This is a genomic window from uncultured Pontibacter sp., assembly GCF_947492645.1.
Taxonomy (GTDB): Bacteria; Bacteroidota; Bacteroidia; order Cytophagales; family Hymenobacteraceae; genus Pontibacter.
The window spans coordinates 121,920-148,162 of record NZ_CANLMZ010000005.1 but is presented as its reverse complement, the minus strand read 5'-3'; the positions used below and the strand labels follow the sequence as shown (position 1 = coordinate 148,162).

General features: G+C 45.7%; 22 protein-coding genes. 8 read left to right on the top strand and 14 right to left on the bottom strand.

From position 1 onward, the window contains the following. The first annotated feature begins 2 nt into the window (after positions 1-2). Positions 3-1,313 (top strand): cell division protein FtsA, encoded by a 1,311-nt coding sequence (gene ftsA / locus Q1A23_RS05950; RefSeq protein ID WP_299820912.1) that lies wholly within the window; start codon positions 3-5, stop codon positions 1,311-1,313. A 26-nt stretch (positions 1,314-1,339) separates the two neighbouring features. Then, on the top strand, positions 1,340-2,878 hold the full coding sequence (gene ftsZ, locus Q1A23_RS05945) for a cell division protein FtsZ (RefSeq protein WP_299820909.1): 1,539 nt from the start codon (positions 1,340-1,342) through the stop codon (positions 2,876-2,878). A gap of 101 nt (positions 2,879-2,979) precedes the next feature. Here the strand turns inward: ftsZ and Q1A23_RS05940 are convergent, their stop codons facing one another. From Q1A23_RS05940 to Q1A23_RS05925, 4 genes are all read right to left on the bottom strand, one after another. Further along, positions 2,980-3,504, bottom strand: a complete 525-nt coding sequence (locus tag Q1A23_RS05940) for an NAD(P)H-dependent oxidoreductase (RefSeq protein WP_299820906.1) — start codon at positions 3,502-3,504, stop codon at positions 2,980-2,982. Between the two features lie 141 nt (positions 3,505-3,645). Continuing rightward, the gene (locus tag Q1A23_RS05935; RefSeq protein ID WP_299821213.1) at positions 3,646-4,401 is read right to left on the bottom strand and encodes a succinate dehydrogenase/fumarate reductase iron-sulfur subunit; all 756 of its coding nucleotides are present in this window, start codon (positions 4,399-4,401) and stop codon (positions 3,646-3,648) included. Between the two features lie 110 nt (positions 4,402-4,511). After that, positions 4,512-6,446 (bottom strand): fumarate reductase/succinate dehydrogenase flavoprotein subunit, encoded by a 1,935-nt coding sequence (locus tag Q1A23_RS05930; protein WP_299820903.1) that lies wholly within the window; start codon positions 6,444-6,446, stop codon positions 4,512-4,514. Positions 6,447-6,466: 20 nt separating this feature from the next. Further along, on the bottom strand, positions 6,467-7,153 hold the full coding sequence (locus Q1A23_RS05925) for a succinate dehydrogenase cytochrome b subunit (RefSeq protein ID WP_299820900.1): 687 nt from the start codon (positions 7,151-7,153) through the stop codon (positions 6,467-6,469). 223 nt (positions 7,154-7,376) lie between these two features. Here Q1A23_RS05925 and Q1A23_RS05920 point away from each other — a divergent pair, with 223 nt between their 5' ends. The 3 genes from Q1A23_RS05920 to fabD all read left to right on the top strand — a co-directional run bounded on the left by Q1A23_RS05920 (position 7,377) and on the right by fabD (position 11,574). Then, positions 7,377-10,151 carry a gliding motility-associated C-terminal domain-containing protein gene (locus tag Q1A23_RS05920; RefSeq protein ID WP_299820898.1) on the top strand — a complete coding sequence of 925 codons (2,775 nt, stop codon included), beginning with the start codon at positions 7,377-7,379 and terminating at the stop codon, positions 10,149-10,151. Between the two features lies 1 nt (position 10,152). Beyond that, positions 10,153-10,578, top strand: a complete 426-nt coding sequence (locus Q1A23_RS05915; RefSeq protein ID WP_299820896.1) for a DCC1-like thiol-disulfide oxidoreductase family protein — start codon at positions 10,153-10,155, stop codon at positions 10,576-10,578. A gap of 117 nt (positions 10,579-10,695) precedes the next feature. Continuing rightward, positions 10,696-11,574, top strand: a complete 879-nt coding sequence (gene fabD, locus Q1A23_RS05910) for an ACP S-malonyltransferase (protein WP_299820894.1) — start codon at positions 10,696-10,698, stop codon at positions 11,572-11,574. A gap of 112 nt (positions 11,575-11,686) precedes the next feature. Here fabD and Q1A23_RS05905 read toward each other — a convergent pair whose 3' ends face one another. The 3 genes from Q1A23_RS05905 to Q1A23_RS05895 form a co-directional block, all read right to left on the bottom strand. Further along, positions 11,687-12,343 carry a CatA-like O-acetyltransferase gene (locus Q1A23_RS05905; protein ID WP_299820892.1) on the bottom strand — a complete coding sequence of 219 codons (657 nt, stop codon included), beginning with the start codon at positions 12,341-12,343 and terminating at the stop codon, positions 11,687-11,689. 104 nt (positions 12,344-12,447) lie between these two features. Further along, positions 12,448-13,308: a bestrophin family ion channel gene (locus Q1A23_RS05900; protein WP_299820889.1), complete on the bottom strand. Its 861-nt coding sequence runs from the start codon at positions 13,306-13,308 to the stop codon at positions 12,448-12,450. Between the two features lie 386 nt (positions 13,309-13,694). Next, the gene (locus tag Q1A23_RS05895) at positions 13,695-14,447 is read right to left on the bottom strand and encodes an EcsC family protein (protein ID WP_299820886.1); all 753 of its coding nucleotides are present in this window, start codon (positions 14,445-14,447) and stop codon (positions 13,695-13,697) included. 223 nt (positions 14,448-14,670) lie between these two features. On the opposite strand from Q1A23_RS05895, the gene Q1A23_RS05890 reads away from it, so the two are divergent. Further along, a complete protein-coding gene (locus Q1A23_RS05890; protein WP_299820883.1) occupies positions 14,671-15,207 on the top strand; it encodes a YceI family protein in 537 nt (178 codons plus the stop codon). Positions 15,208-15,285: 78 nt separating this feature from the next. Here the strand turns inward: Q1A23_RS05890 and Q1A23_RS05885 are convergent, their stop codons facing one another. The 5 genes from Q1A23_RS05885 to Q1A23_RS05865 form a co-directional block, all read right to left on the bottom strand. Beyond that, positions 15,286-15,903 (bottom strand): protein-tyrosine-phosphatase, encoded by a 618-nt coding sequence (locus tag Q1A23_RS05885; protein ID WP_299820880.1) that lies wholly within the window; start codon positions 15,901-15,903, stop codon positions 15,286-15,288. Further along, positions 15,900-16,979, bottom strand: a complete 1,080-nt coding sequence (arsB, locus tag Q1A23_RS05880) for an ACR3 family arsenite efflux transporter (RefSeq protein WP_299820877.1) — start codon at positions 16,977-16,979, stop codon at positions 15,900-15,902. Before arsB ends, Q1A23_RS05885 begins: the two co-directional genes overlap by 4 nt. Before the next feature lie 158 nt (positions 16,980-17,137). Continuing rightward, positions 17,138-17,983 (bottom strand): arsenite methyltransferase, encoded by an 846-nt coding sequence (locus tag Q1A23_RS05875; RefSeq protein WP_299820874.1) that lies wholly within the window; start codon positions 17,981-17,983, stop codon positions 17,138-17,140. Positions 17,984-18,035: 52 nt separating this feature from the next. Further along, positions 18,036-18,368, bottom strand: a complete 333-nt coding sequence (locus Q1A23_RS05870; protein WP_299820871.1) for a metalloregulator ArsR/SmtB family transcription factor — start codon at positions 18,366-18,368, stop codon at positions 18,036-18,038. A gap of 236 nt (positions 18,369-18,604) precedes the next feature. Next, the gene (locus Q1A23_RS05865) at positions 18,605-19,273 is read right to left on the bottom strand and encodes a hypothetical protein (protein ID WP_299820868.1); all 669 of its coding nucleotides are present in this window, start codon (positions 19,271-19,273) and stop codon (positions 18,605-18,607) included. 329 nt (positions 19,274-19,602) lie between these two features. On the opposite strand from Q1A23_RS05865, the gene Q1A23_RS05860 reads away from it, so the two are divergent. Next, positions 19,603-20,460 (top strand): aminotransferase class IV, encoded by an 858-nt coding sequence (locus tag Q1A23_RS05860; protein WP_299820865.1) that lies wholly within the window; start codon positions 19,603-19,605, stop codon positions 20,458-20,460. Positions 20,461-20,535: 75 nt separating this feature from the next. Next, a complete protein-coding gene (locus Q1A23_RS05855) occupies positions 20,536-21,300 on the top strand; it encodes an oxygenase MpaB family protein (protein ID WP_299820863.1) in 765 nt (254 codons plus the stop codon). Between the two features lie 76 nt (positions 21,301-21,376). Here the strand turns inward: Q1A23_RS05855 and Q1A23_RS05850 are convergent, their stop codons facing one another. Both Q1A23_RS05850 and Q1A23_RS05845 read right to left on the bottom strand, forming a co-directional pair. Further along, complete coding sequence (locus tag Q1A23_RS05850; RefSeq protein WP_299820861.1) at positions 21,377-22,768, bottom strand: SusD/RagB family nutrient-binding outer membrane lipoprotein; 1,392 nt, start codon at positions 22,766-22,768, stop codon at positions 21,377-21,379. A 12-nt stretch (positions 22,769-22,780) separates the two neighbouring features. Continuing rightward, positions 22,781-25,996: a SusC/RagA family TonB-linked outer membrane protein gene (locus Q1A23_RS05845; RefSeq protein WP_299820857.1), complete on the bottom strand. Its 3,216-nt coding sequence runs from the start codon at positions 25,994-25,996 to the stop codon at positions 22,781-22,783. Positions 25,997-26,243 lie beyond the last annotated feature (247 nt).

Below are 26,243 nucleotides of genomic sequence, written 5' to 3'. Positions count from 1 at the left end.
ATATGCAGAACGACAAAATAGTAGTAGGCTTGGACATTGGCACAACCAAAGTTTGCGCACTTGTTGGTCGGAAAAATGAGTTTGGAAAGCTGGAGATACTTGGCATGGGCAAAGCGGTATCGGAGGGCGTGGTACGTGGCATGGTCAGCAACATCGATAAGACTGTTGAGGCCATCAAAAAAGCGATCCGCCAGGCCGAAGAGCAGTCAGGTATCAACATTGGCGTAGTGAACGTAGGGATTGCCGGTCAGCATATCAAAAGTTTACTGCACAACGGCAGCATTACACGCCAGGTAACAGACCACGAGATTACCGTAGAGGATGTTAACCGCCTAACAAATGACATGTACCGTTTGGTAACACCTCCCGGTAGCGAGATTATTCACGTAATGCCACAAGAGTATAAAGTGGATTACGAAGAAGGCATTATTGATCCGGTGGGTATGTCTGGTGTGCGTTTGGAGGGCAACTTCCATATTATCACAGCACAGTCAAACGCTATCAATAACATTAATAAATGCGTAACGCGTGCCGGTCTTGCGGTAGAGAACCTTATCCTGGAGCCGCTTGCTTCGTGCATGTCGGTGCTAAGCGATGAGGAGAAGGAAGCAGGTGTTGTATTAGTAGATATTGGCGGCGGCACAACAGATTTAGCCATCTTTAAAGACAATATCATCCGGCATACAGCAGTTCTTCCGTTTGGGGGTAACATCATAACTTCTGATATCAAGCAAGGCTGTATGGTGATGCAAAACCAGGCAGAGCAGCTTAAAGTGAAGTTTGGTAAAGCAATTGCAGACGAAGCCTCTGAAAATGAGATTGTTTCGATACCAGGATTGCGCGATAGAACGCCAAAAGAGATATCTTTGAAAAACCTTGCCTACATTATTGAGGCGAGAATGGAGGAGATAGTGGAACTGATATACGCTGAGATTGTTCGTTCAGGGTATGCCAATAGCTTAGCAGCGGGCATCGTTGTTACAGGGGGAGGGTCTCAGTTGCAGAATCTGGTGCAGTTGGTGGAGTACATTACAGGAATGGATACACGTATCGGTTATCCGAACGAGCACCTGGGTAAATCTAAGATTGATGCCGTAAAGAGCCCAATGTATGCAACAAGTGTAGGTTTGGTGTTGGCAGGTTATCAGTCTATCGATCAGATGGCAGCAGGCTATACTGAAACGCAGCAAGAACAAACAGAATACAAGAAGCCAACTACTACCCAAAAGGCTGCTAAAGAAAGCAATGGCGGTCTTTTCCAGATGATCAAGGGCTTTTTGTCTGACGACATAGACAATAAACAAAGTTATTAACCCATTATAGAGCAGGAGAAATTAGCATGACTTCAATGTACACTTTTGACTTACCATCAAGCAGTAAGTCCATCATTAAGGTGATTGGCGTCGGGGGCGGTGGAAGCAACGCTGTTAACCACATGTATAGCCAAGGCATCAAAGATGTCGAGTTTATTATATGTAACACCGATGCCCAAGCCTTGAAAAGCAGCAGCGTACCTACTAAGCTTGCCATCGGGCAAAACCTTACGGAAGGTCTTGGAGCTGGTGCTAACCCTGAAAAAGGCAAACACGCTGCCCTGGAAAGCAAAGAGGAAATCCGCGAAATGCTTAGCTCTGACACCAAAATGGTGTTTATTACGGCTGGTATGGGTGGTGGTACCGGTACTGGTGCTGCACCGGTTATTGCTAAAGTTGCCAAAGAACTTGGTATCCTGACTGTAGGTATTGTAACTGCTCCTTTTGCCTTCGAGGGCAAAAAGAAGAAGACAGCTGCCGAAAATGGTGTAAAAGAACTTAGCGAGAACTGCGATACTATACTTGTGATCCTCAACGACAAGCTGCGCGAGATGTTCGGTAACCTGACTATCCGTGAGGCTTTCGCGAAAGCGGACAACGTATTAACCACAGCAGCTAAGTCTATTGCCGAAATTATTACGGTTACAGCTGAGGTTAACGTGGACTTTGAAGACGTGAAAACGGTTATGAAAGACTCTGGCGCTGCAGTTATGGGTTCTGCTACGACAGAGGGCGAGGGCCGTGCGTTACGCGCTGCCGAAGAAGCTCTTTCTTCTCCGTTGCTTAACAACACAGATATTCACGGTGCTCAGAAAATCCTTCTTTCTATTATGTCTGGTGAGCAGGCAGAACTGGAAATGGACGAGTTAACCGAAATCACAGAATACATCCAGGACAAGGCAGGCCAGGAAGCTGAAGTGATTTTCGGCCATGGCATCGACTCTTCGCTTGGTCAGAGCATCCGTGTTACTGTTATAGCAACTGGCTTTGCCAGCAGCTCTGATAACATCATGGAGCCTAAGAAGACTGTTTTTGATCTGGAAAGCCAAAAAAAAATTGAAGTTGCTGAGCCTGCTAAAGTAGAAACTCCTGAAGTAGCTGCTTTTGTAGCGAAACCTGTAGTTGCTCCTGTTGCGATGCCTCAGACGCCTGCTCCGGCCCCGGCCGCACCACAGCAGACCTATGAGCAGCAACAACCTGCACGCAGACCAGTAGAGCAGCCACAGCGCACCATTTATACTTTGGATAGCAATTCTCAGAACGATTTCTTTGCTTCAGTATCAAACGACGAAGATCGTGCTGCTAGAGAAGCTGAGCGAATTGCTGAAGATCGTGAACTGATGCAGCGCCGTGCTGAGGAACGCCGTGAGCGCCTGCGCATGCTTAGCTCTGAAATAACTTCAGAGGCTATCAAAGAAAAGTTGGATGTTCCTGCCTACCTGCGCCGCAATGTATCACTTGAGAAGGTGTCGCATTCTTCTGAGCGTAGCATATCGCGCTTCAACTTAAATGATGACAATGAGATACTAGGCGACAATCGTTTCCTGCACGATAATGTTGACTAAATAACAATTAAGTTTAAAACGAGAAAGGGCCGCGGTTTACTGCGGCCCTTTCTCGTTTTAAAGGTCTTAAACGTAGGTTTAGCTTATACCTGCTACAAAAGCTAGAACTTTATAAACTGTTCTACATGCTGCTCCAATAGCTCCTGGTACAACTCATTTGTTAGTTTGCTGCCGTCAAAGTTCTTTTCTATATGTGCGAATTTAGGTTTCATGGCCATCACGTGCATACCAAGGTAGTTAAGTATATCTGTCAGGTGACTAAGTGAGAGGCCGCTGCCTTGCATACCCGATGATATGCCGATTAAGGCCCCTTTCTTATCCCGGAAGGTATTGGGGTAATCTAGTCCATCAATAAATGCTTTTAGTACACCAGGGAAGGAGGAATTATACTCGGGAACAACAAACACAAACTTATCAGATGCAGCAATCAGGCTGCTCAGCTTATTGAACTTTTCATTTTTACCTACATTATCATATAGAGCAGAGGTTGTGAAGTCTCCTGGTAAGTCGGCTAGGTCTAAAATCTGGTAGCTGATGCCACGTGCCTCCAGTAGCTTAGCATACATATCTACAACAGCTCTGGAATTTGATGCAGGCCTGTTTGTGCCCGATAGTAATGTGATCATTATATGATGTTATTTTATATTTCCTTAACACTTATACTGCGCTAAGGTTATACTTGCTGCAAGTATACTTGATATGTTGCAAAAGAAAAAGGCGAGGAGCAGTTGCCTGCCTCGCCTTTTCTGTATGAATGCCTTATGCTTTTAAGCGAGATTCTCTGAGGTAGCCGTAGCTGAGATATACTCTCTTCGTAGCATCGCAATGTTCTCTAAAGAGATACCTACCGGGCACTCAGCTGCACAAGAACCAATGTTAGTACAAGCACCGAAGCCTTCGATATCCATCTGGGCCACCATGTTCTCTGCACGTGTCTTACGCTCAGCCTTACCTTGTGGCAACATAGCCAGCTGAGATACCTTTGCAGAAACAAACAGCATGGCAGAGGCATTTTTACATGCTGCCACACAGGCACCACACTGAATACAAGTAGCTGCGTCAAAAGCCTTGTCAGCAATTGATTTTGGAATAGGAATAGCATTTGCGTCTGGCACACCACCTGTGTTTACAGATACATAGCCACCAGCCTGCTGAATACGATCAAACGCAGAACGGTCTACTACCAAGTCTTTGTGCACCGGGAAAGCAGCAGCTCTCCAAGGCTCAATGGTAATGGTATCACCGTCGTTAAAGTGGCGCATGTGCAGCTGGCACGTAGTTGTACCACGCTCTGGGCCATGCGCACGGCCATTGATGAACAAGCTACACATACCGCAGATACCTTCGCGGCAATCGTGGTCAAAGGCAATAGGATCTTCGCCTCTACGAAGTATATCTTCGTTCAGCACGTCCAGCATTTCCAGGAAAGACATATCCGGAGATATACCCTTCACAGGATATGTAACCATAGAACCTGCTGCATCTTTATCTTTTTGGCGCCAAACCTTTAGTGTCAGGTCCATTGGTTTAGCATTTGGATTACTTCCAGCCATCTTATTTCAATTATGAATTACGAATTAAGAATTACAAATGAATCAGTAAGTATGAAACACTTATAATTATTCATGATCAATTATTTATAGCTACGCTGTGTTAGCTTCACGTTTTCGAACTGAAGTTCTTCTTTGTGCAGAACCGGATCGTTGCCTACACCTGTAAACTCCCAGGCAGCTACGTATGCAAAGTTCTCATCGTCACGAAGGGCTTCGTTCTCAGGGGTCTGGTACTCTTCACGGAAGTGACCACCGCAAGACTCGTTTCTGTGCAGCGCGTCATCTACCATCAACTCGCCTAGTTCAAGGAAGTCAGCAACACGGTTTGCTTTCTCAAGTGTGATGTTCAGTTCTTCGTTTACACCAACAACTTTAACATCTCTCCAGAACTCGTCGCGCAGCTTACGAATTTCCTGCTTGGCAAAACGCAGGCCTTCAGCGTTACGGGCCATACCGCAGTAATCCCACATAATCTGGCCAAGCGCCTTATGGAAATCATCTACCGTACGTGTACCGTTGATGCCTAAAAGCTGGTTGTTTTTAGCAATAACAGCAGCCTCTGCTTCTTTAAACGCAGGGTGATCGGTACCAACTTTATCGTAAGGCGTTTTAGCCAGATAGTCACCGATAGTATAAGGAATAACGAAGTAACCATCAGCAAGACCTTGCATCAGGGCAGATGCACCTAAGCGGTTTGCACCGTGGTCAGAGAAGTTACACTCGCCTGTTGCATATAAACCAGGGATATTAGTCATCAGGTTATAATCTACCCAAAGGCCACCCATAGTATAGTGAACAGCAGGGTAAATACGCATTGGTCTTTCGTACGGGTTCTCGTCTGTGATCTTAGCGTACATCTCAAACAGGTTACCATACTTGGCAGCAATTGCCGGCTGGCCTTCGCGCTTGATTGCATCGGCAAAGTCAAGGTATACAGCCAAGCCAGAACCTCCTACACCGCGCCCTTCGTCGCAAACAAGTTTTGCGTTACGTGATGCTACGTCGCGTGGTACCAGGTTACCGAAGGCTGGATATTTACGCTCCAGGTAGTAATCACGGTCTTCTTCTTTGATGTCGTTAACTGTGATTTCACCTTTGCGCAGACGCTGAGCCAGTTCTACAGTTTTAGGAACCCAAACACGGCCATCGTTACGAAGCGACTCTGACATAAGCGTTAGCTTAGACTGGTAGCCACCAGATACCGGTATACAGGTTGGGTGAATCTGAGTATAGCAAGGGTTAGCGAACAAGGCGCCTTTTTTGTGTGCTCTCCAGGCTGCTGTGGCGTTAGAGCCCATTGCGTTGGTAGAAAGGAAGAATACGTTACCGTAGCCACCTGTTGCCAACACTACTGCATGTGCACTATGCGATTCAATTTTACCTGTGATCAGGTTACGAACCACGATACCACGCGCCTTGCCATCAACCATTACCAGGTCAAGCATTTCGGTGCGCGGGTACATTTTTACTTTACCATAAGCAATCTGGCGGTTAAGGGCAGAGTATGCACCTAAAAGCAGCTGCTGTCCGGTCTGGCCACGGGCGTAGAACGTACGCGAAACCTGTGCACCACCGAATGAGCGGTTTGCTAGCAAGCCGCCGTACTCACGGGCAAATGGAACACCTTGTGCTACGCATTGGTCAATGATATCTACCGAAACCTGTGCCAGGCGGTAAACGTTGGCCTCACGTGCACGGTAGTCACCACCTTTAATTGTATCGTAGAACAAACGGAAAATAGAGTCACCGTCGTTCTGGTAGTTTTTAGCTGCGTTGATACCACCCTGTGCGGCAATTGAGTGCGCGCGGCGAGGAGAATCCTGGAAGCAAAATGCTTTCACATTATAGCCAAGCTCACCAAAAGTAGCAGCTGCAGATGCACCTGCCAAACCAGTACCAACAACAATAATATCGTATTTACGCTTGTTAGCCGGGTTTACCAGCTTCACATTAAATTTATGCTTATCCCACTTTTCAGCTAAGTTGCCTTCCGGGATTTTAGAATCTAGTATCATAGTAAACTATTTCAGTTTAATTATAACTCGAAGAAAAAGAAGAAATATAGCGGAATGATAGCAAACCCTAGGCAAACAATAACTGAGAAAGCGTAACCGAACTTCTGGATAAATGGAGTATACTTTTTGTGCGTAAGCCCAAGTGATTGGAACGCGCTTTGGAAACCATGAATCAAATGGTAAGCCAAGGCAACCATAGCTAATACATAAATGGCAACATACCACCAGATCTGGAACGACTGTACCACACGCAGGTAAAGGTTATCATACTCCACATCTTCCACAACAACGCCTTCCAAACCGCCGAAGCGAGCCGGAACGAAGAAGTTCCACAGGTGGATGATCAGGAACACAAGTATAACAGTACCTAATAAACCCATGTTACGGGAAGACCAGGGGCTGTTTTCTCCCGGACGGTTCTCTGCGTATCCTACCGGACGAGCCGCTTTGTTACGACGCGTTAAAACGATAGCATCATAGATATGGAAAAGGAATCCTAGTAGCAGGACAATTTCCATGGTGCGGATAACAGGGTTGGTTCCCATGAAATGAGAGTAAACGTTGAAGGCAGCACCTCCATCGTTTTTAAAAAGCTGCAGGTTACCAATCAGGTGAACCACCAGGAAAGAGCACAGGAAAAGACCCGTAATCGACATGATGATCTTGCGTCCGATTGTACTGGAAAACGTTTTAGTAAACCAATTCATCTGTATTAGTTAAAGGTTAATTAATTATGCATTTTTAATTCTCAAAGGTACTAGAGGGCCTATTATAAAACAATTTTAGGTTAATATTTTGAATCAATCTAAATTGTAATGCGTAGGATTGAAAACCTTTATTATGTAAACCATCTTTTCTACTCGTTGTTGATAATAAAATCAAAGTTTTTTAGTTTACTTTATAGCTGATTTACCGCCAAACCCTACCTATATGCCGAACAGTTTACGCAAAAAGTATCTGCTGCATGGCGGTCTGTTGTGGGTGTTGATATTGTTGTTGGGAGCTTATACAGAAGCACAGGCCACGCACATTAGAGCAGGAGATATTACAGCCAAACGGGATACGACACCCAACCCCAACCCGTTACGCTTTTTCTTCACCATGAGGATATATACCGATAGAGCCTCTATTGCGGATGATCCTACAGTAACAATAGCAAACGGAGACGGAACCACCAGTACAGTACCCAAAGAGCGAAATGCCGTTGTCGGCGACCCTGCTGACCTCGTGGACGTGGAGATTTACCGTTGGGAATATACTTATCCTGCACCCGGAACCTATATTATTTCCTGGACAGGTATAAACCGTAACCCTAATATCTTAAACGTAACCCCGCCCTCAGACCAGTTAACCTTTTTCATATCAACTACCATCAACATCAACCCGCTGCGGGGCTTTAACAGTACCCCGGTACTTACCGTACCCCCAGTAGACCTTGCTGCGGTAGGGCGTGTGTTTGTGCACAACCCCGGTGCTTACGATGCCGATGGCGACAGCCTTGCATTTAAGTTAAGAGTGCCACAGCAGCGTGGTGGTACTGCAGCCCTGCCAAGCAATGTGCCCGGCTATGTGCTTCCGAGTCTTTATGGCGGTGGTTGTACCACTTCTACGGGCAGCGGCAATTCCTTCCTGACGCTGGATGTAACAAACGGACAATTAATTTGGGATGCCCCCTGTATAAAGGGAGAGTATAACGTAGCCTTTGTAGTGGAGGAATGGCGTGTGTCCGCAAACGGAGCTGTCAAGCTTGGGGAGGTAGTGCGCGATATGCAGATAATTGTGAAGGAAACGCCTAACCGCCCTCCGCAATTGGCGCCTAAAGATACTTGCGTTATAGCAGGCACAACACTTAACGGCATTATACGCGCTACAGACCCTGATGGTGATCTGATTGACCTGACAGCGATTGGCGGTATATTGCCTCCGGCCACTTTCAGGCAGACTTCCAGAACACAAGGGGCGGCAACCGGGCAGTTTAGTTGGGCGACCAGTTGCTCTGATGTGCGCGAAAGACCTTACCAGGTAATTTTTAAAGCAGAAGACGTACGCCCGCCAAACGAGACGGAACTGGTTGACCTGCAACCATGGAATATCAGAGTAGTGGGGCCACCGCCCCAGAACCTGCTTGCAACCAGCTCCGAGAGAACAGTAACTGTAACCTGGGACCCCTATATTTGCCAGAATGCCTCTACCATACGCATTTACCGGCGCGAAGGAGCCTCAGGGTTTGTGCCGGATGTATGTGAGACAGGCGTACCTGCCAGTACAGGGTATGTGCTAATTGCCGAAGTTGATGCAAGTGAAACCTCTTATACCGATAATAATAACGGTGCAGGCTTAAAAGCAGGAGCAGAGTATTGCTACATTATTTATGCAGAGTTTCCTGGGCCGGCCAGAGGTAAAAGTATAGCCTCTAATGAAAGCTGCGTAGTTATTGAGCAGGACATCCCTTATCTGACTAATGTTACTGTTGATGCAACAGACGCAACAAACGGACGGATAACTGTTAAATGGATTAAGCCTAGAAATATAGAGAGGTTAACGCAACCATTGGAGTACCGCCTGTACCGCAAGGTGGGGCAGCAGACTGGTGCCGGCTTTACAGAAGTGAAGCGTACCCGCAACATGGATGATGTAACGTTTGAAGACCAGGGGTTGAATACCGTAGACAACGCCTACCGATACAGGCTTGAGTTTTACCAGGCACCACAGGCAGGCGGCCAGCCAACAGCTTTGCGCGACAGTACTGAGGCATCGAGTGTGTTCTTAACCGTTACACCGGGCACCGGAGACCAGAAAGAGATCAAGCTTGACTGGACCTATAGCGTGCCTTGGAAAAACGAAGTGCGCCGCCACCTGATCTATCGCCAGATAAACGGAACATTTACGCTTATAGATAGTGTGACTGCAACAGCATCGAGCGGTACATATACAGACAGGGGCACTTTTGGAGGCGCAGCACTTGAGCGTGGCACTTCATACTGCTACTATGTGCAAACAGTTGGCTCTTATGAAATAAAGGATATACCATCGCCGCTGCGTAATAACAGCCAGCAGGTATGCGCGGTATTGCCCAAAGTAGTGTGTGCCCCGATACTTAGCATACAGCAACTGGACTGCGCTGTGTTTAACCAAAGCCCGACGCAGCCACCTTACCAGAATGTGCTCACCTGGGAGCCGCAGATAACCGGCGACTGTACCGATGAGATTGATTTTTACACGGTATACTTTAAGCCAACAGACGATGCAGAGTTTGTGCAGCTTGCCACCACAAAAGAAACAACCTATACCCATACCGGCTTGCAGTCGTTTGCGGGATGCTATGTGGTAACGGCAACGGCTTTAAATGGGCAGGTAAGTCCGTTTAGCAACGAGGCCTGTAACGATAACTGCATCAACTTTACGCTTCCTAATATTATTACACCAAACGGCGATGGCCTTAACGACATCTTCCGACCCGATAAAAAATCATTGTTTATCAGAAGCATGAAGTTTAAGGTATTTAACCGTTGGGGAGTGCTGGTGTACGACAAAACAGCAACAGGCGGAGGCGACGACGTATACATTAACTGGCCAGGGGTAGACAACAACGGAAACCGCCTGACAGATGGAGTATACTATTACGAAGCTGAAGTTGAATTCTTTACCCGCAACCCTGCTGAGTCGCGTAAGAAGTATAAAGGCTGGGTAGAAATTGTTAGATAACATGGCATCAAACCATAAAGAGGATTTAAGCAAAAGAGCCGTCGTGTTTTACGACGGCTCTTGCGGCTTTTGCCAGGCAAGTGTGCAGGTGGTGCTAAAGTATAACCAAAGCCAGGATTTATACTTTGCAGCCCTTCAGTCTGACGTTTTACCCGCGCTGGTGCCACAGGCGCAACTGCCGCAACCTTTGCCCGATTCGATGCTGCTCTACGAAAACGGAAAGCTGTATACGGAGTCTGAAGCAGCCCTCCGGATAGCCCGCCATCTTAATTTTCCGCTTTCTATACTTTACTATTTTAGGTTTATTCCTTTATCTTTCCGCAACTTTGTATACCGCTTTGTAGCGAAGCACCGCTATAAAATTGCAGGCCGCACCGAAAGCTGCATGCTGCCGAGCCCGGCACAGCGGGCAAGGTTTGTAGGGTAATTACATGTTAGATTGTTTGTTTTGAATAAGTATAGCCATTAAACTATATGGCGGCATCATAGCAATTTAGCCTGGAATAAACTTAAGTATAAAGTCATTTAATAATAAAATACAAGAATGAAGAAAGCATACGTTTTCCCGGGACAGGGTTCTCAGTTTGTGGGAATGGGCAAAGATCTGTACGAGCAGCACGATGAAGCAAAGAAGTTGTTCGATAAAGCAAACGAGATCCTGGGTTTCAACATCACCGAGATCATGTTTAATGGCACCGACGAGGAGCTAAAGCAAACAAAAGTAACGCAGCCAGCCATATTCCTGCACTCTGTAGCGCAGGCGGCAGTAGCAGCTGAATTTCAGCCTGATATGGTTGCAGGCCACTCTCTAGGAGAATTTTCTGCCTTGGTGGCCAGCAAAGTATTGAGCTTTGAAGATGGTTTGCGTTTAGTATCGAAGCGTGCATTGGCGATGCAGGCAGCCTGCGAGGCAAACCCATCTACGATGGCGGCTATACTTGGCCTGGAAGATGAGAAGGTAGAGGAAGTATGCGCTTCTATTGACGAGGTAGTAGTGGCAGCTAACTACAATTGCCCCGGGCAGTTGGTGATCTCCGGCTCAAACAAAGGCATCGAGATTGCCTGTGAGAAAATGAAAGAAGCTGGTGCGAAGCGTGCCTTGCCGCTTCCGGTTGGTGGTGCGTTCCATTCACCGCTGATGAAGCCAGCTGAGGAAGAACTGGCTCAGGCCATAGAGGAAACTACCTTTAGCCAAGGCATTTGCCCTATTTACCAGAACGTAGACGCGCAGCCGCATACAGATCCTAAAGAAATAAAAGAGAATCTGATAAAGCAATTAACTGCACCAGTACGCTGGACGCAATCAGTACAGCAGATGGTTGCCGACGGAGCCACGCATTTTGTGGAGTGCGGACCAGGTAAGGTGTTACAGGGCCTTGTAAAGAAAATCGAGCGTACAGCCGAGGTAAGCTCGATAGCTTAAAACAAATCAAGTTTAAAGCAAAAAGCGCCGCTTTCTTTTTATAAGGAAGGCGGCGCTTTTTTATAGTGGTTGCTCTATTTGTCGTTATTTAGACCGAGCTTAAAAGTATACTTTATACGTTGCCCAACGCATTTATACTTGCTTTCATGTGCTCCAGGAACAGGTGAATGTGGTAACCATCTACTAAGGCATGGTGCACCCGCACACTCAACGGAAGTATAACCTGATCGTTTCTAAACTCCAGCCTGCCAAAAGCAAGTTTCGGAATAGAGTCTGAAGGGTCGTTGGCATGGGCGTGTTCCATACCATTAAGCTTAAACCAGGGCAGGGTAGTGGCATGCACTACATCCGGGCCACTGTAACCGTAAAACAGCTTGTTGCTCTTCTTTACAGCAGCCATAATGTCGGAGGCAGTTGCGCAAAAAGTATGAATATCGGCATGGTGAGGCAGGTGCACAAAAGAAACCGTCTTATTGTCTTTAAGTACGGTCGTGGAAATATCCGCCCCTTCATATTTTACAACGCCATCACCTTCCAGCCGGAGCAGAAAGTTTTCTGTGGCATTGATGCCTTCGGTGGCAGCGTGCAGGTAAGCCAGGAAGATGGATAGCTTTTCCTGCTTCGCGTAATGGTAAAGGTTCGTAATATCCACTTCGGTGTGCACATTGAAAAAAGGCTGCGCAAATGCCCTGAAAAAATGAAAGTGCTCCTCACGTTCCCATCCTTTTGTTTCGAAGGGAGCCTTGCTGTATTGAGTTGTTGTATGCATGTGTGTAGTGCCGTAGAAACAGCGGTAATTTAAAATGTGCCTTTGCAGGTTACTCCATTGCAGTAGTATGCTTGTTTTAAATAAGTGGTGCGATAGCCTTAAGCTTAGCTAAGCAACTCTGATACGTGCTTGCGTATGTTGTGGCAAATCTGGTCGGTTGGCAAGTCGTTGTCGTCGGTCCCGAATGGGTTTTCGATTTCCTCGGCAATTAGCTCTAAACTCGCCAGCGCGTAAAGTATAAGCACCACAACCGGTATAATGTAGAAGCCCAGGCTAAACGACCAGCCAAAAGGCAAAGTCATCACATATAAGAAAATAAACTTTTTAATGAACACGCTATAAGTATAAGGTATAGGTGTGTTTTTGATGCGTTCGCAGGCGCCGGTGTGGTCGGTGAGGGAGTGTACATCGGCACTTAGCGAGAGCATCTGTGCTGTAGTAAGCGTACCGTTCTGGTGCAGGATGTTTACGCGGCTGTAAATAGCTGATGCAATCTGGTTAGGCAGGTGGCGGCCGCGCTTCAGGTCCAGAACCGGGTCCAGTTCGGTAAAGTCTTCGTTTTCGCGCAGCATGTTTTTAAGGGCAAACGCAAAGTTCGGGATCATGAGCCGGAAAAAACGGCGGTCTTCTTCCTGAGGCACCATTGCGCTTACTTTTATGGCCATGTTGCGGGAGGTGTTTGTAAGCCCGCCCCATACTTTGCGGCCTTCCCACCAGCGGTCGTAAGCAGTATTTGTCCTGAACACGAGCAGCAGGGAAATCACAAAGCCAAGCACCCCATGCATCATCCCGAAGTTCCGGATATACTTCGAGTCCTCTACACTCATATAGTTTAGCTCTATGTAAGCAATGCCACCGGCGTAAAGGCTAACGGCTGCCATAAGCGGCAGCAACCTCCGGAACGTGTCGGCTTTGGTAAACCTGAAAATAAAGACAAACCAGTCTTTGGGGTTATAGTTGATCACGGTTGGTTAAAGTATAAAAAAGCTTGTAATTAGAAGTGGCAGCCGAGTTTAGTGCTTGTATGATTCCAGCATGTTCCATAAGCTGTTAAACCTTTGGTAGCAGGTAGCAACCATCTCCACCTCAAGTATAAGTACAGCTGTTCTTAAAGTGCATTCGGCGTAATTCATACTTTACAATATGGCGCTGAGGCAAACATTGACAGGACTAAAGTATGCACGGCTAGGTAATTTGCTCAGCGTATAAGCGGTTAATGTATGCCTGTTTCTAATTTGGCGCAAGATACAAAAACTTTAAAGCTGAACAGTTGTGGCTGCCAGCTTTGTGTGCAAACTTGATGGAGCAGGGTATAATATAGCGTGGGGCTTTATAAAGGAGCGTATCAGCGTTATTTGCCTCCTGTGCGGTTTGCCAGCAGCTGTTGCTCTTTCCAGCGCAGGCGGTAAGCATTCATGGCGGTAGTGCCCAGCTTTTTTAGCAACCTGTAATTAACTACTGCGCCAACAGGAGCTCCTATCAACGGAATGAGCTGGGCCATCTTGGCGAGATCTATATAATCGCGGTACTCTTGTTGGAAAGCAAGCCAGTTAAAGTCATTTATATCTTCGGGCAAGTGTTCTTTGTGCGTTTCCCAGTCCTGCACCAGCAAGTATACCTCGCGGCGGTGTTCGTGGCTGCTAAAAGCTAACTGGAATATGTGCAGCAAGTATACCCGCTCCCGGTAATCAGCGGCGTCGTAGCCATACAAGGCAGCAACCTCGAACAAGAATTTAATTTTAAGGCTTAGCAAAAGCGGAAAATCTGCCAACCCTAAAAGTATGCCTCCGGCCCCGGTTACGCCACCCTCAGCAGCAGCAGCTCGCTGGTAAAATGTGATGCGGTCCTGCACCATTAGCTCTCTTTGCTGCAAACTTAGGCCCTGCAGCGGTTTTGTAGTTACAAGCCCTGCTCCAAACAGCATGGCGCGGGTCATTTGTTTGATAGTGGCGGTAATAGCTGCATGTACTTTGTTGGGTATGTAGCTGTTTATCTTGTACTGTAGCTTTCGGGTTACGGCATTCATGAGCGAGGGCTGGCGCAGCATCTCGGCCTGCCACTTCCGAAGCTCCTCAAAAGCTATAGTATTATAGTATGCAGTCATTTTATGATGTTTGGAGTTGCTAAACGCTACAATGATTAAGATAATAAATAAGAATGAAACTTGTTTAAGTAATTTGATGTATGTACATTTGATGTATGTATTTGTAATTTCGGTTTTGGGCAGGATCCTTTGAAGATTTTAAACCAAAGCAGCGCTTGATAACAATTTACATTTTAAGCAGGTATAGATAAATTCATAAATAAAGAACACTAAAGTTAAGATTATGGCAACTACGAAATGGTCTATAGACCCGGCACATAGTGAGATACAGTTTAAGGTAAAGCACCTGATGATCACGACTGTAACAGGTTATTTCCAGAAGTTTAACCTGGAAGTGGAAACAGAGGAAGAGGATTTTACAAAAGCCAGCAGCATTGTGTTTACGGCTGATGTAGACTCTATCAACACTAACAACGAACAGCGCGACACGCACCTTAAGTCGGCAGATTTTTTTGATGCTGAGAACCACGGCCAAGTGAAGTTTGTGGGCAAAGACTTTGAGCAATCATCTGGCGACGAGTATAAACTGAACGGCGAATTAACCATTCGTGGCACTACAAAACCTCTTACCGTTAACGTGGAGTTTGGCGGTATAGTAGTAGACCCTTACGGACAGACAAAAGCAGGTTTTACTGTAGATGGTAAAATCAATCGTAAGGATTTTGGCTTAACCTGGAGTGCAGTAACAGAGGCTGGTAGCGTTGTGGTAAGCGATGAGATAAAACTTCATGCTGAAATTCAGTTAGTGAAGCAAGGCTAATACCTTGAGAATATATTTACTCAATTCAGATACATAAAACAGAAGAGAGATGCATGCACTATGCATCTCTCTTCTGTTTTATACTTTGCTGAAAACAAACAACATCTCTCTGCCAATCTGCAACGCCCTTGTAAAGTATACTTCTTCCTGCTGGGGTGTACCGTCTGAGGCTTTGGGGTCTTGGTAGGTAATTGCAATGCGCTTTTCAGCGCCTTCTACAAAAGGGCAGTTCCCATCGGCATCAGAGCAGGTCATGATGGCGCCAAAACCGGCGGTAGGGTTAGCCGCATCATCATACTTTTTAGACCATACTTTTACCGGTGCTATAGCATCAGCATAGGTTACAGCATACATTGGGTTTTGATCTTCTGTGAGTTTTGACACTTCAAAACCAGCTTTTTGCATTGCTTTTACAGCGGCATGGTAAAAGGCTGTTGCCTCGGTGCCTCCCGAGTAGGTAGTTACCTTTTCAACAGCAAAAGAGGTGGCCGCTGCCTGCGCCCACAGCTGCGCCATATGGCTGCGGCGGGAGTTATGGGTGCAAATAAACACGAGATCTATTGGCTGCCCTGCTGCTTTCTTGTTGCTGATATAGCGGCTCAGTTGCAGCAGCAGTTCTTTTCTTGCTACTGGTATCTGGTCAAACTCTTGTTCCAATTGCAAGGCAGTAGCCTGTAGGGTAGGGCCTAAGATCATGCTTTTAGGGGGTTGGTTTGCTGAGAATAAAACTTGTTTCGCAGCCAGAAGGCTACATTAACCAAAGCAATCAAAGCAGGTACCTCCACTAGTGGCCCCACCACACCGGCAAAAGCCTCTCCTGAGTTTATACCGAAAACCGCAATGGCAACCGCAATGGCTAACTCAAAGTTGTTGCCTGCTGCCGTAAAGGCTACTGAGGCATTCTCTGCGTAATTTGCTCCTGCAGCTTTGCATACAAAAAAGCTGATCAGGAACATGATTGCAAAGTATATTACAAGCGGCAGGGCAATGCGCAGCACATCAAACGGTAAACTTACGATAAGCTCTCCTTTTAGGCTGAACATTACAAGTATGGTAAACAGCAGGGCAATAAGCGTGACAGGAGAGATGGCAGGGATAAATCTGTTTTGGTACCACTCCTGGCCCTTTAGCGGTACAAGTATGATTCGGGTAAGTGCACCGGCCAGAAAAGGTATGCCTAAGTAGATGGCAACACTCTCTGCAATTACACCGATTGAAATATCCACGATAGCACCCTCAAAGCCGAAAAGAGGAGGGAGTTTGGTTATAAAGAGCCAGGCATAAAAGCTGTACAGAAATACTTGGAAAATGCTGTTAAGCGCTACCAGTCCGGCTGCATACTCCCGGCTGCCGTCGGCCAGGTCGTTCCAGACAAGCACCATGGCAATGCAACGCGCCAGGCCGATAAGTATAAGCCCGGTCATGTATTCGGGGTAGTCGCGCAGAAACGTAATAGCCAGTATAAACATGAGTAGCGGCCCAACAACCCAGTTCAGCAGCAGCGACAGGCCTATTACCTTTGTGTTGCCAAACACCTTTGGTAGCAGGCGGTAATTTACCTTAGCCAACGGCGGGTACATCATCAGGATCAACCCAATGGCAATGGGTATGTTGGTAGTGCCGCTGGATAGTGAGTTTACATAGCCAGAACTTTCCGGTAAAAAATAACCTATACTTACGCCAATCAGCATCGCCAGGAAAATCCAAAGCGTGAGAAAGCGGTCTAAAAAGCCAAGTTTTTTTCGGTTATGGGCAGGTGCGCAATGTTCCATGTGGTGTTTAAATGTTGTTCTCAGCTGATTGCTAATGCTTACTCCTTCAAAAGAGGATCTCCACTTATATAATACTCTTTCCTCTAGGAGTAAAAAATGGGGTAATCATCTATAGGAGAAGAGGGTAGAAATAACAATCAGCTGAGCAAGTATATAGGTTAGCAGCAGCCGGCACCCGGCTCGCAGCAGGCAGAGGCAGCTGGCTTATTGCCATAAACGGTAACACTAAAAATGCCCGTCTTGCTGTTTCTAAAAGCCTTGATCTCTTCTTCGGTTAAATAATCGAGCAGAATCTCATCCGGCACCTGTATAGCTTTCTCTTTTTGTACAGTAATATTCTCGAAACCAGCCTCTTTTATAATTTGCAGGTAATCGTTTTTCTGGATAGCACCGGATACACAACCCGCATACATTTCGCTGGCTTTAACCAAGCCTTCTGGTAGCTCGCCTACCAGCACCACATCGGAAATGCTGAAGTGGCCGCCTGGCTTCAATACACGAAACGTCTCGGCAAAAGCCTTTTGCTTGTCCGGAACCAGGTTTAACACACAGTTGCTTACCACCACGTCGGCGCGGTTGGCAGCTATCGGCAGGTCCTCAATCTCGCCCTGGCGAAACTCTACGTTGTTAAAGTCAAGCTTCTCGGCATTCTCACGGGCCTTTTTGATCATGGCCTCTGTCATGTCTACGCCAATTACTTTGCCGTTTTCGCCTACCAGGGCACGGGCCACAAAGCAGTCGTTGCCAGCCCCGGAGCCAAGGTCTATTACAGTATCACCTTTTTTAATCTGGGCAAATTCTGTTGGCAGGCCGCAGCCTAAGCCCAGATCAGCATCGGCGTTATAACCTTCCAGTTCGGTATAGTTGTCTGCAAAAATGGCATAGTCTACGGTGCTGCAACCGGTGGCGCCGCAGCACGAGGCTGCGTTCTGGTCTTTGCTTTGGTTGGCTATCTCGCTGTACTTTTCGCGAACAATCTTCTTTAATTCTTCTGCGTTGTTCATAGTTTCAAATTTTAAATTATCGGTATTTTACGATTAATCTTGTCAAATTTTTTTAGCAGCAACTGGTGTCGCATACTTTATACTTGCCGAACATTACTTGTAAGAGCAGTTGCGCCTCTTGCCATGCCTGTGCATCAATGCAGTAGCATACTTTTTTGCCCTCAATGTCACCTTTTATCAGTCCTGCTTCTTTTAGCTCCTTCAAGTGCTGCGACACCGTAGACTGCGAGAGCGGAAGTTCCTCCACAATATGGCCGCAAATGCAGGAGGTGCGTTCCAGCAAAATGCGAAGTATGGCAATGCGTGCCGGGTGGCCTAGTGCTTTAGCATACTTGGCTATCGTGATATCGGCCTGTGTAAATTCTTCTGTTTTTGTAGCTCCCATATTTTTATAATCGTAAAATTACGATTATAAATTTCAGGTGCAAGTAGTTTTATGAAAAATATTTTAGTGTGTGATTTCGAGCAGGTGGATAAATCCAGGGCATTTTACAGTACCGCAATATTCCATATTTCTCACAGGTGTTTGGGAGGATAGGCAAAAGAGGGGGGTAGTTAAACACAAAAAGCCCCGGAGAGCGCTACACTTCCCGGGGCTTTTTAAATTATACTTTAAATGAACTAGGCCATTACCTTCTTTTGCAAGTTGCTGATTTCCTGGTTTAATTCCTCGATACGGTTCATCTCGGTTTGCAGATCGCGCTTCAGTTTCAGCTCTTTTTCACGGGCAACTTTCTTTACCTCCTGCAATTCTGCGTCAATTTCATCGTAAGCGCGTTTCTTTTGCTCGGTCACTACTTTGCTGTTTTTAAACTGGAAGTATAAAATACCAGCTATTAGCAACAGTACCCCAATAATGGAGAACATCAGGATTACGAATGCTTGCTTTGGAATATAGAAAACACCGAAAATTGAAATGCTGTCGCTTTTCTTTACTTCTTCGTCTTTTAAGGCATTGTCTTTTTGCAGCGCCACTATTTCTGCCTGCTGGGCATCTATTTTAGATTGTGCCTGCTGTAGTTCTTCTTTAGAACCGCTTCGGGCCTTATCCAATTTTGCTTCGGTGGCTTTGATGTTAGTCTCCACGCTTTTCCAGAAAGAATCTAAAGCGCTAACGTTTACTACCTTGTATTCTCGGCTGCCCTCTCTGTAACTGTTGGCGTTTTCCTTCAGGCCCTTAAACTGGCTTTGCAGTTTAGCCGATGCCTGAGCTTCTTGGGTAGCTGCGTCCTGTGCTTGTACTACTGCCACAGACGACGCAAAAATCAAGGTTAAAAAAAATGCCTTCATAATCTTGAAAGAATAAATAATTAATAACTAAAAAGGTTGAAAAGCACCGGGAAATACTTTACTGAAGTGTATTTATACTTACCGGCACAGGCTTGTGCACCTGTTATGCTAAACACTATAAAGGAATGATTATTGTATTTAGTTCGAATAAAACCTATAATCTTCAGAAATCAAACTTTTTTGATTGCATATTTCTAATCTGCTGCTTTTAGGTAGCGGAACATCTAAAATAGTATAAAAGGATGAATCGTGCTGCATAAATGTTGAAAAGGTGCTGGCCCAAATTAATTTTTCTGATACATTTGCTTTAACCATTCACTTCTAAAACTATGGAAGCGCAATCTTCACTTCAGGTATTTGTAAACGGCTCGTTTACATCCGCACCCCAGGCTTTTTTGCACATCAGCGACCTGGCTATACAGCGTGGCTATGGGGTTTTCGATTATTTTAAAGTTGAAGGCCAGAACCCACTTTTCCTAGACGATTACCTGGAGCGGTTTTATAATTCGGCCAGCCTGATGTACCTGCAGGTCCCCTACAGCAAAGAAGATCTCAGGCAGATAATAGGGAAGTTAATAAGGCTTAACAATCTTACGGTGTCCGGTGTAAAGATGATCTTAACTGGCGGCTACTCTGAAGGTGGTTTCGAGCCGTCAGCGCCTAATCTCATTATACAGCAGCAACCGCTTGTGCTGCCTTCAATAGCTAAAGTGACGCAGGGCATCAGCATCATCACCCACGAGTATTTGCGCGACCTGCCCGTCGTAAAATCCATAAACTATACTACAGGCATCAGGCTGCTGCACCACATGAAAGCGCAAAATGCCGAGGAAGTGCTTTACCACAGTAACGGCTTCGTTACTGAATTCCCGCGCTGCAACTTTTTCATGGTTACCCAGGATAACACCGTGGTTACGCCAGCCGAAAACATACTTAAAGGCATCACACGCAAAAATGTAATGAAGCTGGCTGCCAGAAAGTATAAAGTAGATGCCCGTGACATTATGCTGGATGAAATAATGCAAGCTAAAGAAACCTTCCTGACCAGTACCACCAAACGCATCTTACCCATTGTGCAAGTAAACGGGCAGCTAATTGGAAGCGGCAAGCCTGGACCAGTTTCGCTGGAGCTGCTGCAGGATTTGATTGCATTAGAGCAAAGTGTTTTGGCCGAGCCAGTAAAGTAGTTCCTTCTCAGTTTTTAGGCTGTAGTTATAAGCCGGAACACGGCACGTTTTACGCTCTTACATCGTTGATAAAGTATGAAAATGTTTGTGAGAGAAACCTCTGTTGTTCGGGAAATATGGGGTAAAAGCGATACTGTGCTTTTTATATTTGCCGGTGCCTCTGCTGAATTTGCTTTAAACAAAGCTGTGGATTGGCTGTATTTTACAGGTCGCCTGCCTTCTGACCCGCTTGGGCGTTTGTTCTCTACCGTTGGTTACGCAAGGCAGATTGTTTTCTCAACCGAGGAGGTTGCCCACAGCGCGATTGATAAAATGGCGGCCATACATGCTGGTGTCGAGCAGAAGCGGGGGCAATCTATACCGGACTGGGCCTACCGCGATGTGCTTTTCATGTTGATTGACTACTCTATTCGATCTTTTGAGCTGCTGGAGCGAAAGCTTACGGAGGCAGAAAAAGCAGAAGTTTTCGATACTTTTTATCGGGTTGGCAGCCGCATGGGGCTTAAAGACCTACCACAAACTTTTGAGCAATGGCTGGTGGCAAGGGATGAACACCTGCATCAGAATTTGCAGGAGAGTAAGTATACGTTTGATCTGTATAAGCAATATAAAAAGCACCTTGGCCCGATACGGTACATGCTGCTGCTGGAGGCGCAAAAGTTGGTAGTACCGCAGTTAGTAATCAAAATGCTTGGTTTGGGGCGGTACCACTGGTTGGTGCCTGTGCTGGGCATCTACAAAATAACCCGCCGCTTTAACCTAGACTGGTTATTGAAAGCAGCCATACTACCGGGAGCTTATAAAAACGAGATAAAAGCTTTGGATCGTGTGCCGGCTTGACCTAAAGTAGGCGTGATATAAAAAGAAAGAGGCTGCGTTAGTTACGCAGCCTCTTTCTTTTTATTCTTTGGTGTGTTTATTTATCCCACCATACTTTGCCGTAAAGGCCATCAGTTCCACCAAATTGTCTTTGTAAAGCTTCGTTGTAGTTAGCAGTATTGTTGGCTGCTTCGTTAGCTGTATACATTAATCTGGTTGGTACTGCTTTACCTTCTGGTGCCACTAAATTATCAGGATAGCCAGTTCTGCGCCATTCTGCCCACGCCTCATAACCATGCATGAACAGGTGAATATAGCGTTGCTCTGCAATTTGCTCTATGGCATTGGCTGGGGTATAAGCTACTTCAGCATTTGCAAGGTAATCTGCTGCTGCTGTAGTGCTTCCTGTCCATTGGTCGATAGACTGCTTTATAGCTTCATTATAGTTAGCTTCCGCTTCTGCATCACCGCCTGCAATCCAGCCGCGCTTGGCAGCTTCTGCTTTAGCAAATAAAGCCTGTGCGTAAGTTACCAGGTAAACCGGAGCATCCTGTTCCCAGATCTGGCCACCAAGGGTAGAGAATTGGTTAGGGTCGCCGCCGTTAGGAGAGCCAAACGTTAAGCCTGCGTATTCGCCATCTTCGTTTGTGTTTGCAAAAACTGGCAGGCGGGGGTCATCTGTAGCTTCCAATGTGTTAACAAGGTTCTCACTTAAAGACCACCAGGTTAATCGGTTCTGACGGAAAATCTGTGAATACCAGTAGTTTTCATTCGCTTCAACAGCCAGATGCTTGAAAACAAAGTTATCTTCGTTTGAAGTCATAATACCTGCTTCCAAGGCTTTATTAAACTCTTCTTTACCTTTGGTTGGGTTTACCTCCGATATACGAAGCGCCATCAGTAACCTTATAGTGTTGCCAAGCTTTCTCCATCTCTCCATATTGCCTCCATAAACAATATCATTACTTATAGAGCCGGAAACGATCTGCTGATTTGCCTCATTCAAAAGTATAAACAGATTGTTGTAAATGGATTCCTGTGTATCGTAAGCCGGTGTAAAGTTTTCGTTTCCTTTTAGCGCCTGTGCATATGGTACATCTCCCCAACGGTCCGTAATGTTCCAGAAGTAATAGGCCTTTAAAATTTTAGCAACAGCCTTCTGATTAGCAATAGGGCCTTCTTTACCGTCTAGTTCCTCTGATGTGATTACTGTCTCAAGGTTCATGAGCGGGCCTGTATACCAACCATAAAAGTTAGTAGCACCTTCCGGGTAAAGAGAAGCTCCAACGTACTGCAGTTCTGACAGGTACTGCGCCATAAACTCACCTTGAGTAGAGGAGCTTAAACCCGGCAGGCTGAGCATGGAGTTTGCTAAAAGCTGACTACCAGATGCCTCACTTGGCTTGTTTGGGTTTACATTAATGTCTTCATCTATCTCACAGCTTGTTAGAGACAGACAGGCTAGTAGAAATATATATAGTTTCTTCATCTGCTTTTCTGTTTAGAATGAAATATTCAAGTTTACCCCGTATGATCTTACGGTGTTTAAACCACCAGTCTCCAGCCAGCCGAAAGAGGATGAACCTGTTGCAAGTTCTGCAGGATTCAGGCCTTCTGGTGCTTCCTGCCAGATCATTAAAGGGTTACGGGCAATAAGTGCAATGCCTATTCTTTGGAAAGGCAAGCTACCTAGTGAGGCTTTGTCCAGGCTGTAGCCTAACCTAACTTCTCTTAATCTAACATAAGAGGCATCATATATCCACTCCTCGTAAATTCTGGTACCTAATGTGTTTCTGAAGTATGTTCTTGCATCTACAAAGCCATTGAATTCTTTGCCGGACATATCCTCTCCGCCTATTATTACACCTGGACCGTAGATTCCGCTAACTTTTACGCCACCACCTTCAGCAAGTGGGTCGCGTACGTTTTTGCCGTTTTCATTCAAAGCGGCTGTTTCAGGAGCCAGACCAGCCTTAACTGATAGCATGCGTGACCAGCTGATAAACTGACCGCCGAACTGATAATCGATCATAGCACCTAGATCAAACTTACCAAGGCGGAAGGTATTCTGAAGGCCACCTGTGGCATCAGGCAGTACAGTACCAAAGTTGTGTGTTGCAGTAGTATACAATGGCATGTTGTTGCTGCCAAGAAGTATTTTGCCTGTTGCAGGGTCGCGCTGGTATGCCTGCCCTACAATAGTGCCAAATTGCTCGCCAACATTTGAGTACAGATACATTGGCACACCGCTATACGTATTGGATTCTAACAAACGAGAGTCTAGTCCAGGGTAAAGTTCTTTCACGGTGCCTCTGTTTCTTGCAGCGTTAAATGCTATATCCCAAGAGAATTTCTGAGTTTGTATTGGTGTACCTGTAAGTGCAATTTCGATCCCTTTGTTTACCATTAAGCCGGCGTTGATGTAGGAAGAACTGTAACCGCTTGCACCAGAAACGTTAAGAGAAATTACGTCATCCTCATTACGCTGTTCATAGTATGTGATGTCTGCTCCTAATCTACCGTTAAAGAATTGTAAGTCAGTACCTATTTCGTATGATGTGGCAAATGATGGTTTAATGTTAGGGTTATTCAGCACATCAGGAACATAGGCTGTATTAACTGTGCCTCCCTCATTTCCGTACAGTCCGCCTGTTTCATAGTTTAAAGAGGTAGCATACACACCAACATCGTTACCTGCCATGGCGTAGCTAGCTCTTAACTTACCATAAGATAGTGGCTGCCAGTTAAGCAATTCGCTGAATACAAACGAGGCAGATACTGAAGGATAGTAATAAGGATCTGGTAGGGTTGATGAGTGGTCTCTTCTAACTGAGAAGTCAACAAAGTAGGTGTCTTTATAACCAACTGTTGCCATACCGTAAACACTATTTAACTGTTTTCGGAGTAGGTAAGAAGAAACTACAGGCCTTTCTCTTGAACCTTCAATGTTGTAGAAGCCTGGGCTAGTTAATCCTCCTCTTGTTTCCTGGCTTAGATAAGTATAATCTCTTTCAAATAAGTTGGTACCTACGTTTACATTCAAAGAGAAGTCATTCCAATCTTTTGCATATTGTGCTAAGAACTCATAGTTCATTTCTTTGTTCTGATATTTACCTACCGAGTAAGCTGCATCAGGACTTCTGCCACCTGCTGCTACCCGGCTCTCAATGTTCTGTGTAAACATATCAGAACGCACAAAACCGCTTAACTTTAGCTCTGGCAAAATCTGGTATGTTAAGCCCACATCACCGAAGAAGCGGTCACGGTTGTCGTTGTTAAGGTTCTCATAAGCCTCAAAATAGGGGTTATTCCAGTCAGATGGCTGCCAATTTGTAATTACACCTGCAGCGTTTGGTCTGCCTATGTTCCAGTGGTAGAAAGTGCCATCCTCGTATTTGTAGTTTTTCAGGCGCTTCATGTCTAGGTTGCGTTGGAACCACTGCATAAAGTTTCTAGAGCCCTCATAATACCCCTGGGCAGGGCGCTGCCCATCATTATTAGCATAGTTGATATTAGCAGAAGCAGTAATTTTATCGTTCAGGTCAAGCGATGCGCTAAGGCCCAGGTTATTGCGCTTAAGCCATGTATTTGGTTCTACACCTTCAATTTGAGTGTTATTGTAGCTTAAGCGGAAAGCAGAGTTCTCGTTCCCTCCGGAAATACTTATCCCATTGTTGAGGTTGTATCCAGTTTCAAAGAAGTCTTTAATGTTGTCAGGTTGAGGCACAAAAGGCTCTAGTTGGCCATACATCGGGTCCTGAGGATAGAAGCTATGCATGTGGCGAACCGGAGTGCCGTCCATTTTAGGTCCCCAGCTTTCATCTGTGCCATCTACATACTTTTCACCGTTTGCCAAAGTTCTCCAGGTCTGGCTGCCGCCGCCGCCGTATATGTTTTGCATCGGCATGAGGTTGCCAACTCTCTCAACAGAGAATGCAGAGTTTAGCTGTACATCTACCTTCTTAGGCCCCCTACTGCCTTTTTTAGTTGTGATCATCACTACACCATACTGGCCACGAATACCATAAAGGGCAGATGCTGCCGGGCCTTTTAGGACGTTAATGGTTTCAACGTCCTCGGGGTTAATATCTTGAGCTAAGTTACCGTAGTCAGCTCCGTTTCTGCCGGCAAAGTTTGCGTTAGAGATAGGTGTACCATCTACTACAATCAAAGGCTGGCCACCACCAGTTACAGAATTTACGCCTCTTATCTGAATTTTTTGGGTACCACCCATACTTGCACCAGAGGCACCAGTCATTTGCACACCGGCAATTTTGCCTGAAAGAGATCCAAGTATGTTCTGCTCCTTGGTTAGCGTTAGGTTATCGCCTTTAACTTCTTGCGTAGCATAACCAAGCGAACGTTCGCTTCGCTCAATGCCAAGAGCTGTAACTACAACTTCGCTAAGTTGCTTGCTGTCTGTTTGTAGCTGTACATCAATTACACTCTGGTTGCCAACACGTACTTCCTGGGCTAGATACCCTAAAAATTTGAAGACGAGTACAGCATCCTCGTTAGGTACTCTTATCTGGTAAGTACCGTCGGTGTTTGTAGAGACGCCTGTAGTAGTACCTTTCACTACAACGCTTGCACCAGGAATAGCAAAGCCATCTGTAGCCCCAATTACTTTTCCACGTACATCTCTTTGTTGCGCTAAAGCCCCTGTCGTAAGAAGCAGGACTAAAGGTAAAATGGTTAGTAAAAGTTTTCCTTTCATAGTTTTAACTTTTTTGTTAATACTAAAATAGGAATATTATTGTATTAACAAAAGTAAGATTGCGGTTTTATGTATAATTATGGTAAAAATCAGCAAATTAGTGCAACCAGACTGAAATTCAAATCATAATACTGCTAGTGAAATGTCGTGTTTTCTGACTATTTACTTTGTAATTGGCAAAGCACATAAAGCAAAACCCGAAGACGTTCTTAAAGTGCTTCGGGTTTTGCTTTATGTACAAATCATG

Excerpts from the sequence above, each read along its gene's own strand:
- arsB (WP_299820877.1), bottom strand. The coding sequence starts at position 16,979 with ATGGAACATTGCGCACCTGCCCATAACCGAAAAAAACTTGGCTTTTTA.
- Q1A23_RS05890 (WP_299820883.1), top strand. The coding sequence starts at position 14,671 with ATGGCAACTACGAAATGGTCTATAGACCCGGCACATAGTGAGATACAG.
- Q1A23_RS05885 (WP_299820880.1), bottom strand. The coding sequence starts at position 15,903 with ATGATCTTAGGCCCTACCCTACAGGCTACTGCCTTGCAATTGGAACAA.
- Q1A23_RS05925 (WP_299820900.1), bottom strand. The coding sequence starts at position 7,153 with ATGAATTGGTTTACTAAAACGTTTTCCAGTACAATCGGACGCAAGATC.
- Q1A23_RS05845 (WP_299820857.1), bottom strand. The coding sequence starts at position 25,996 with ATGAAAGGAAAACTTTTACTAACCATTTTACCTTTAGTCCTGCTTCTT.
- Q1A23_RS05920 (WP_299820898.1), top strand. The coding sequence starts at position 7,377 with ATGCCGAACAGTTTACGCAAAAAGTATCTGCTGCATGGCGGTCTGTTG.
- Q1A23_RS05915 (WP_299820896.1), top strand. The coding sequence starts at position 10,153 with ATGGCATCAAACCATAAAGAGGATTTAAGCAAAAGAGCCGTCGTGTTT.
- ftsA (WP_299820912.1), top strand. The coding sequence starts at position 3 with ATGCAGAACGACAAAATAGTAGTAGGCTTGGACATTGGCACAACCAAA.
- ftsZ (WP_299820909.1), top strand. The coding sequence starts at position 1,340 with ATGACTTCAATGTACACTTTTGACTTACCATCAAGCAGTAAGTCCATC.
- Q1A23_RS05870 (WP_299820871.1), bottom strand. The coding sequence starts at position 18,368 with ATGGGAGCTACAAAAACAGAAGAATTTACACAGGCCGATATCACGATA.
- Q1A23_RS05930 (WP_299820903.1), bottom strand. The coding sequence starts at position 6,446 with ATGATACTAGATTCTAAAATCCCGGAAGGCAACTTAGCTGAAAAGTGG.
- Q1A23_RS05855 (WP_299820863.1), top strand. The coding sequence starts at position 20,536 with ATGAAAATGTTTGTGAGAGAAACCTCTGTTGTTCGGGAAATATGGGGT.
- Q1A23_RS05940 (WP_299820906.1), bottom strand. The coding sequence starts at position 3,504 with ATGATCACATTACTATCGGGCACAAACAGGCCTGCATCAAATTCCAGA.
- Q1A23_RS05860 (WP_299820865.1), top strand. The coding sequence starts at position 19,603 with ATGGAAGCGCAATCTTCACTTCAGGTATTTGTAAACGGCTCGTTTACA.
- Q1A23_RS05865 (WP_299820868.1), bottom strand. The coding sequence starts at position 19,273 with ATGAAGGCATTTTTTTTAACCTTGATTTTTGCGTCGTCTGTGGCAGTA.
- Q1A23_RS05875 (WP_299820874.1), bottom strand. The coding sequence starts at position 17,983 with ATGAACAACGCAGAAGAATTAAAGAAGATTGTTCGCGAAAAGTACAGC.
- fabD (WP_299820894.1), top strand. The coding sequence starts at position 10,696 with ATGAAGAAAGCATACGTTTTCCCGGGACAGGGTTCTCAGTTTGTGGGA.
- Q1A23_RS05935 (WP_299821213.1), bottom strand. The coding sequence starts at position 4,401 with ATGGACCTGACACTAAAGGTTTGGCGCCAAAAAGATAAAGATGCAGCA.
- Q1A23_RS05895 (WP_299820886.1), bottom strand. The coding sequence starts at position 14,447 with ATGACTGCATACTATAATACTATAGCTTTTGAGGAGCTTCGGAAGTGG.
- Q1A23_RS05905 (WP_299820892.1), bottom strand. The coding sequence starts at position 12,343 with ATGCATACAACAACTCAATACAGCAAGGCTCCCTTCGAAACAAAAGGA.
- Q1A23_RS05850 (WP_299820861.1), bottom strand. The coding sequence starts at position 22,768 with ATGAAGAAACTATATATATTTCTACTAGCCTGTCTGTCTCTAACAAGC.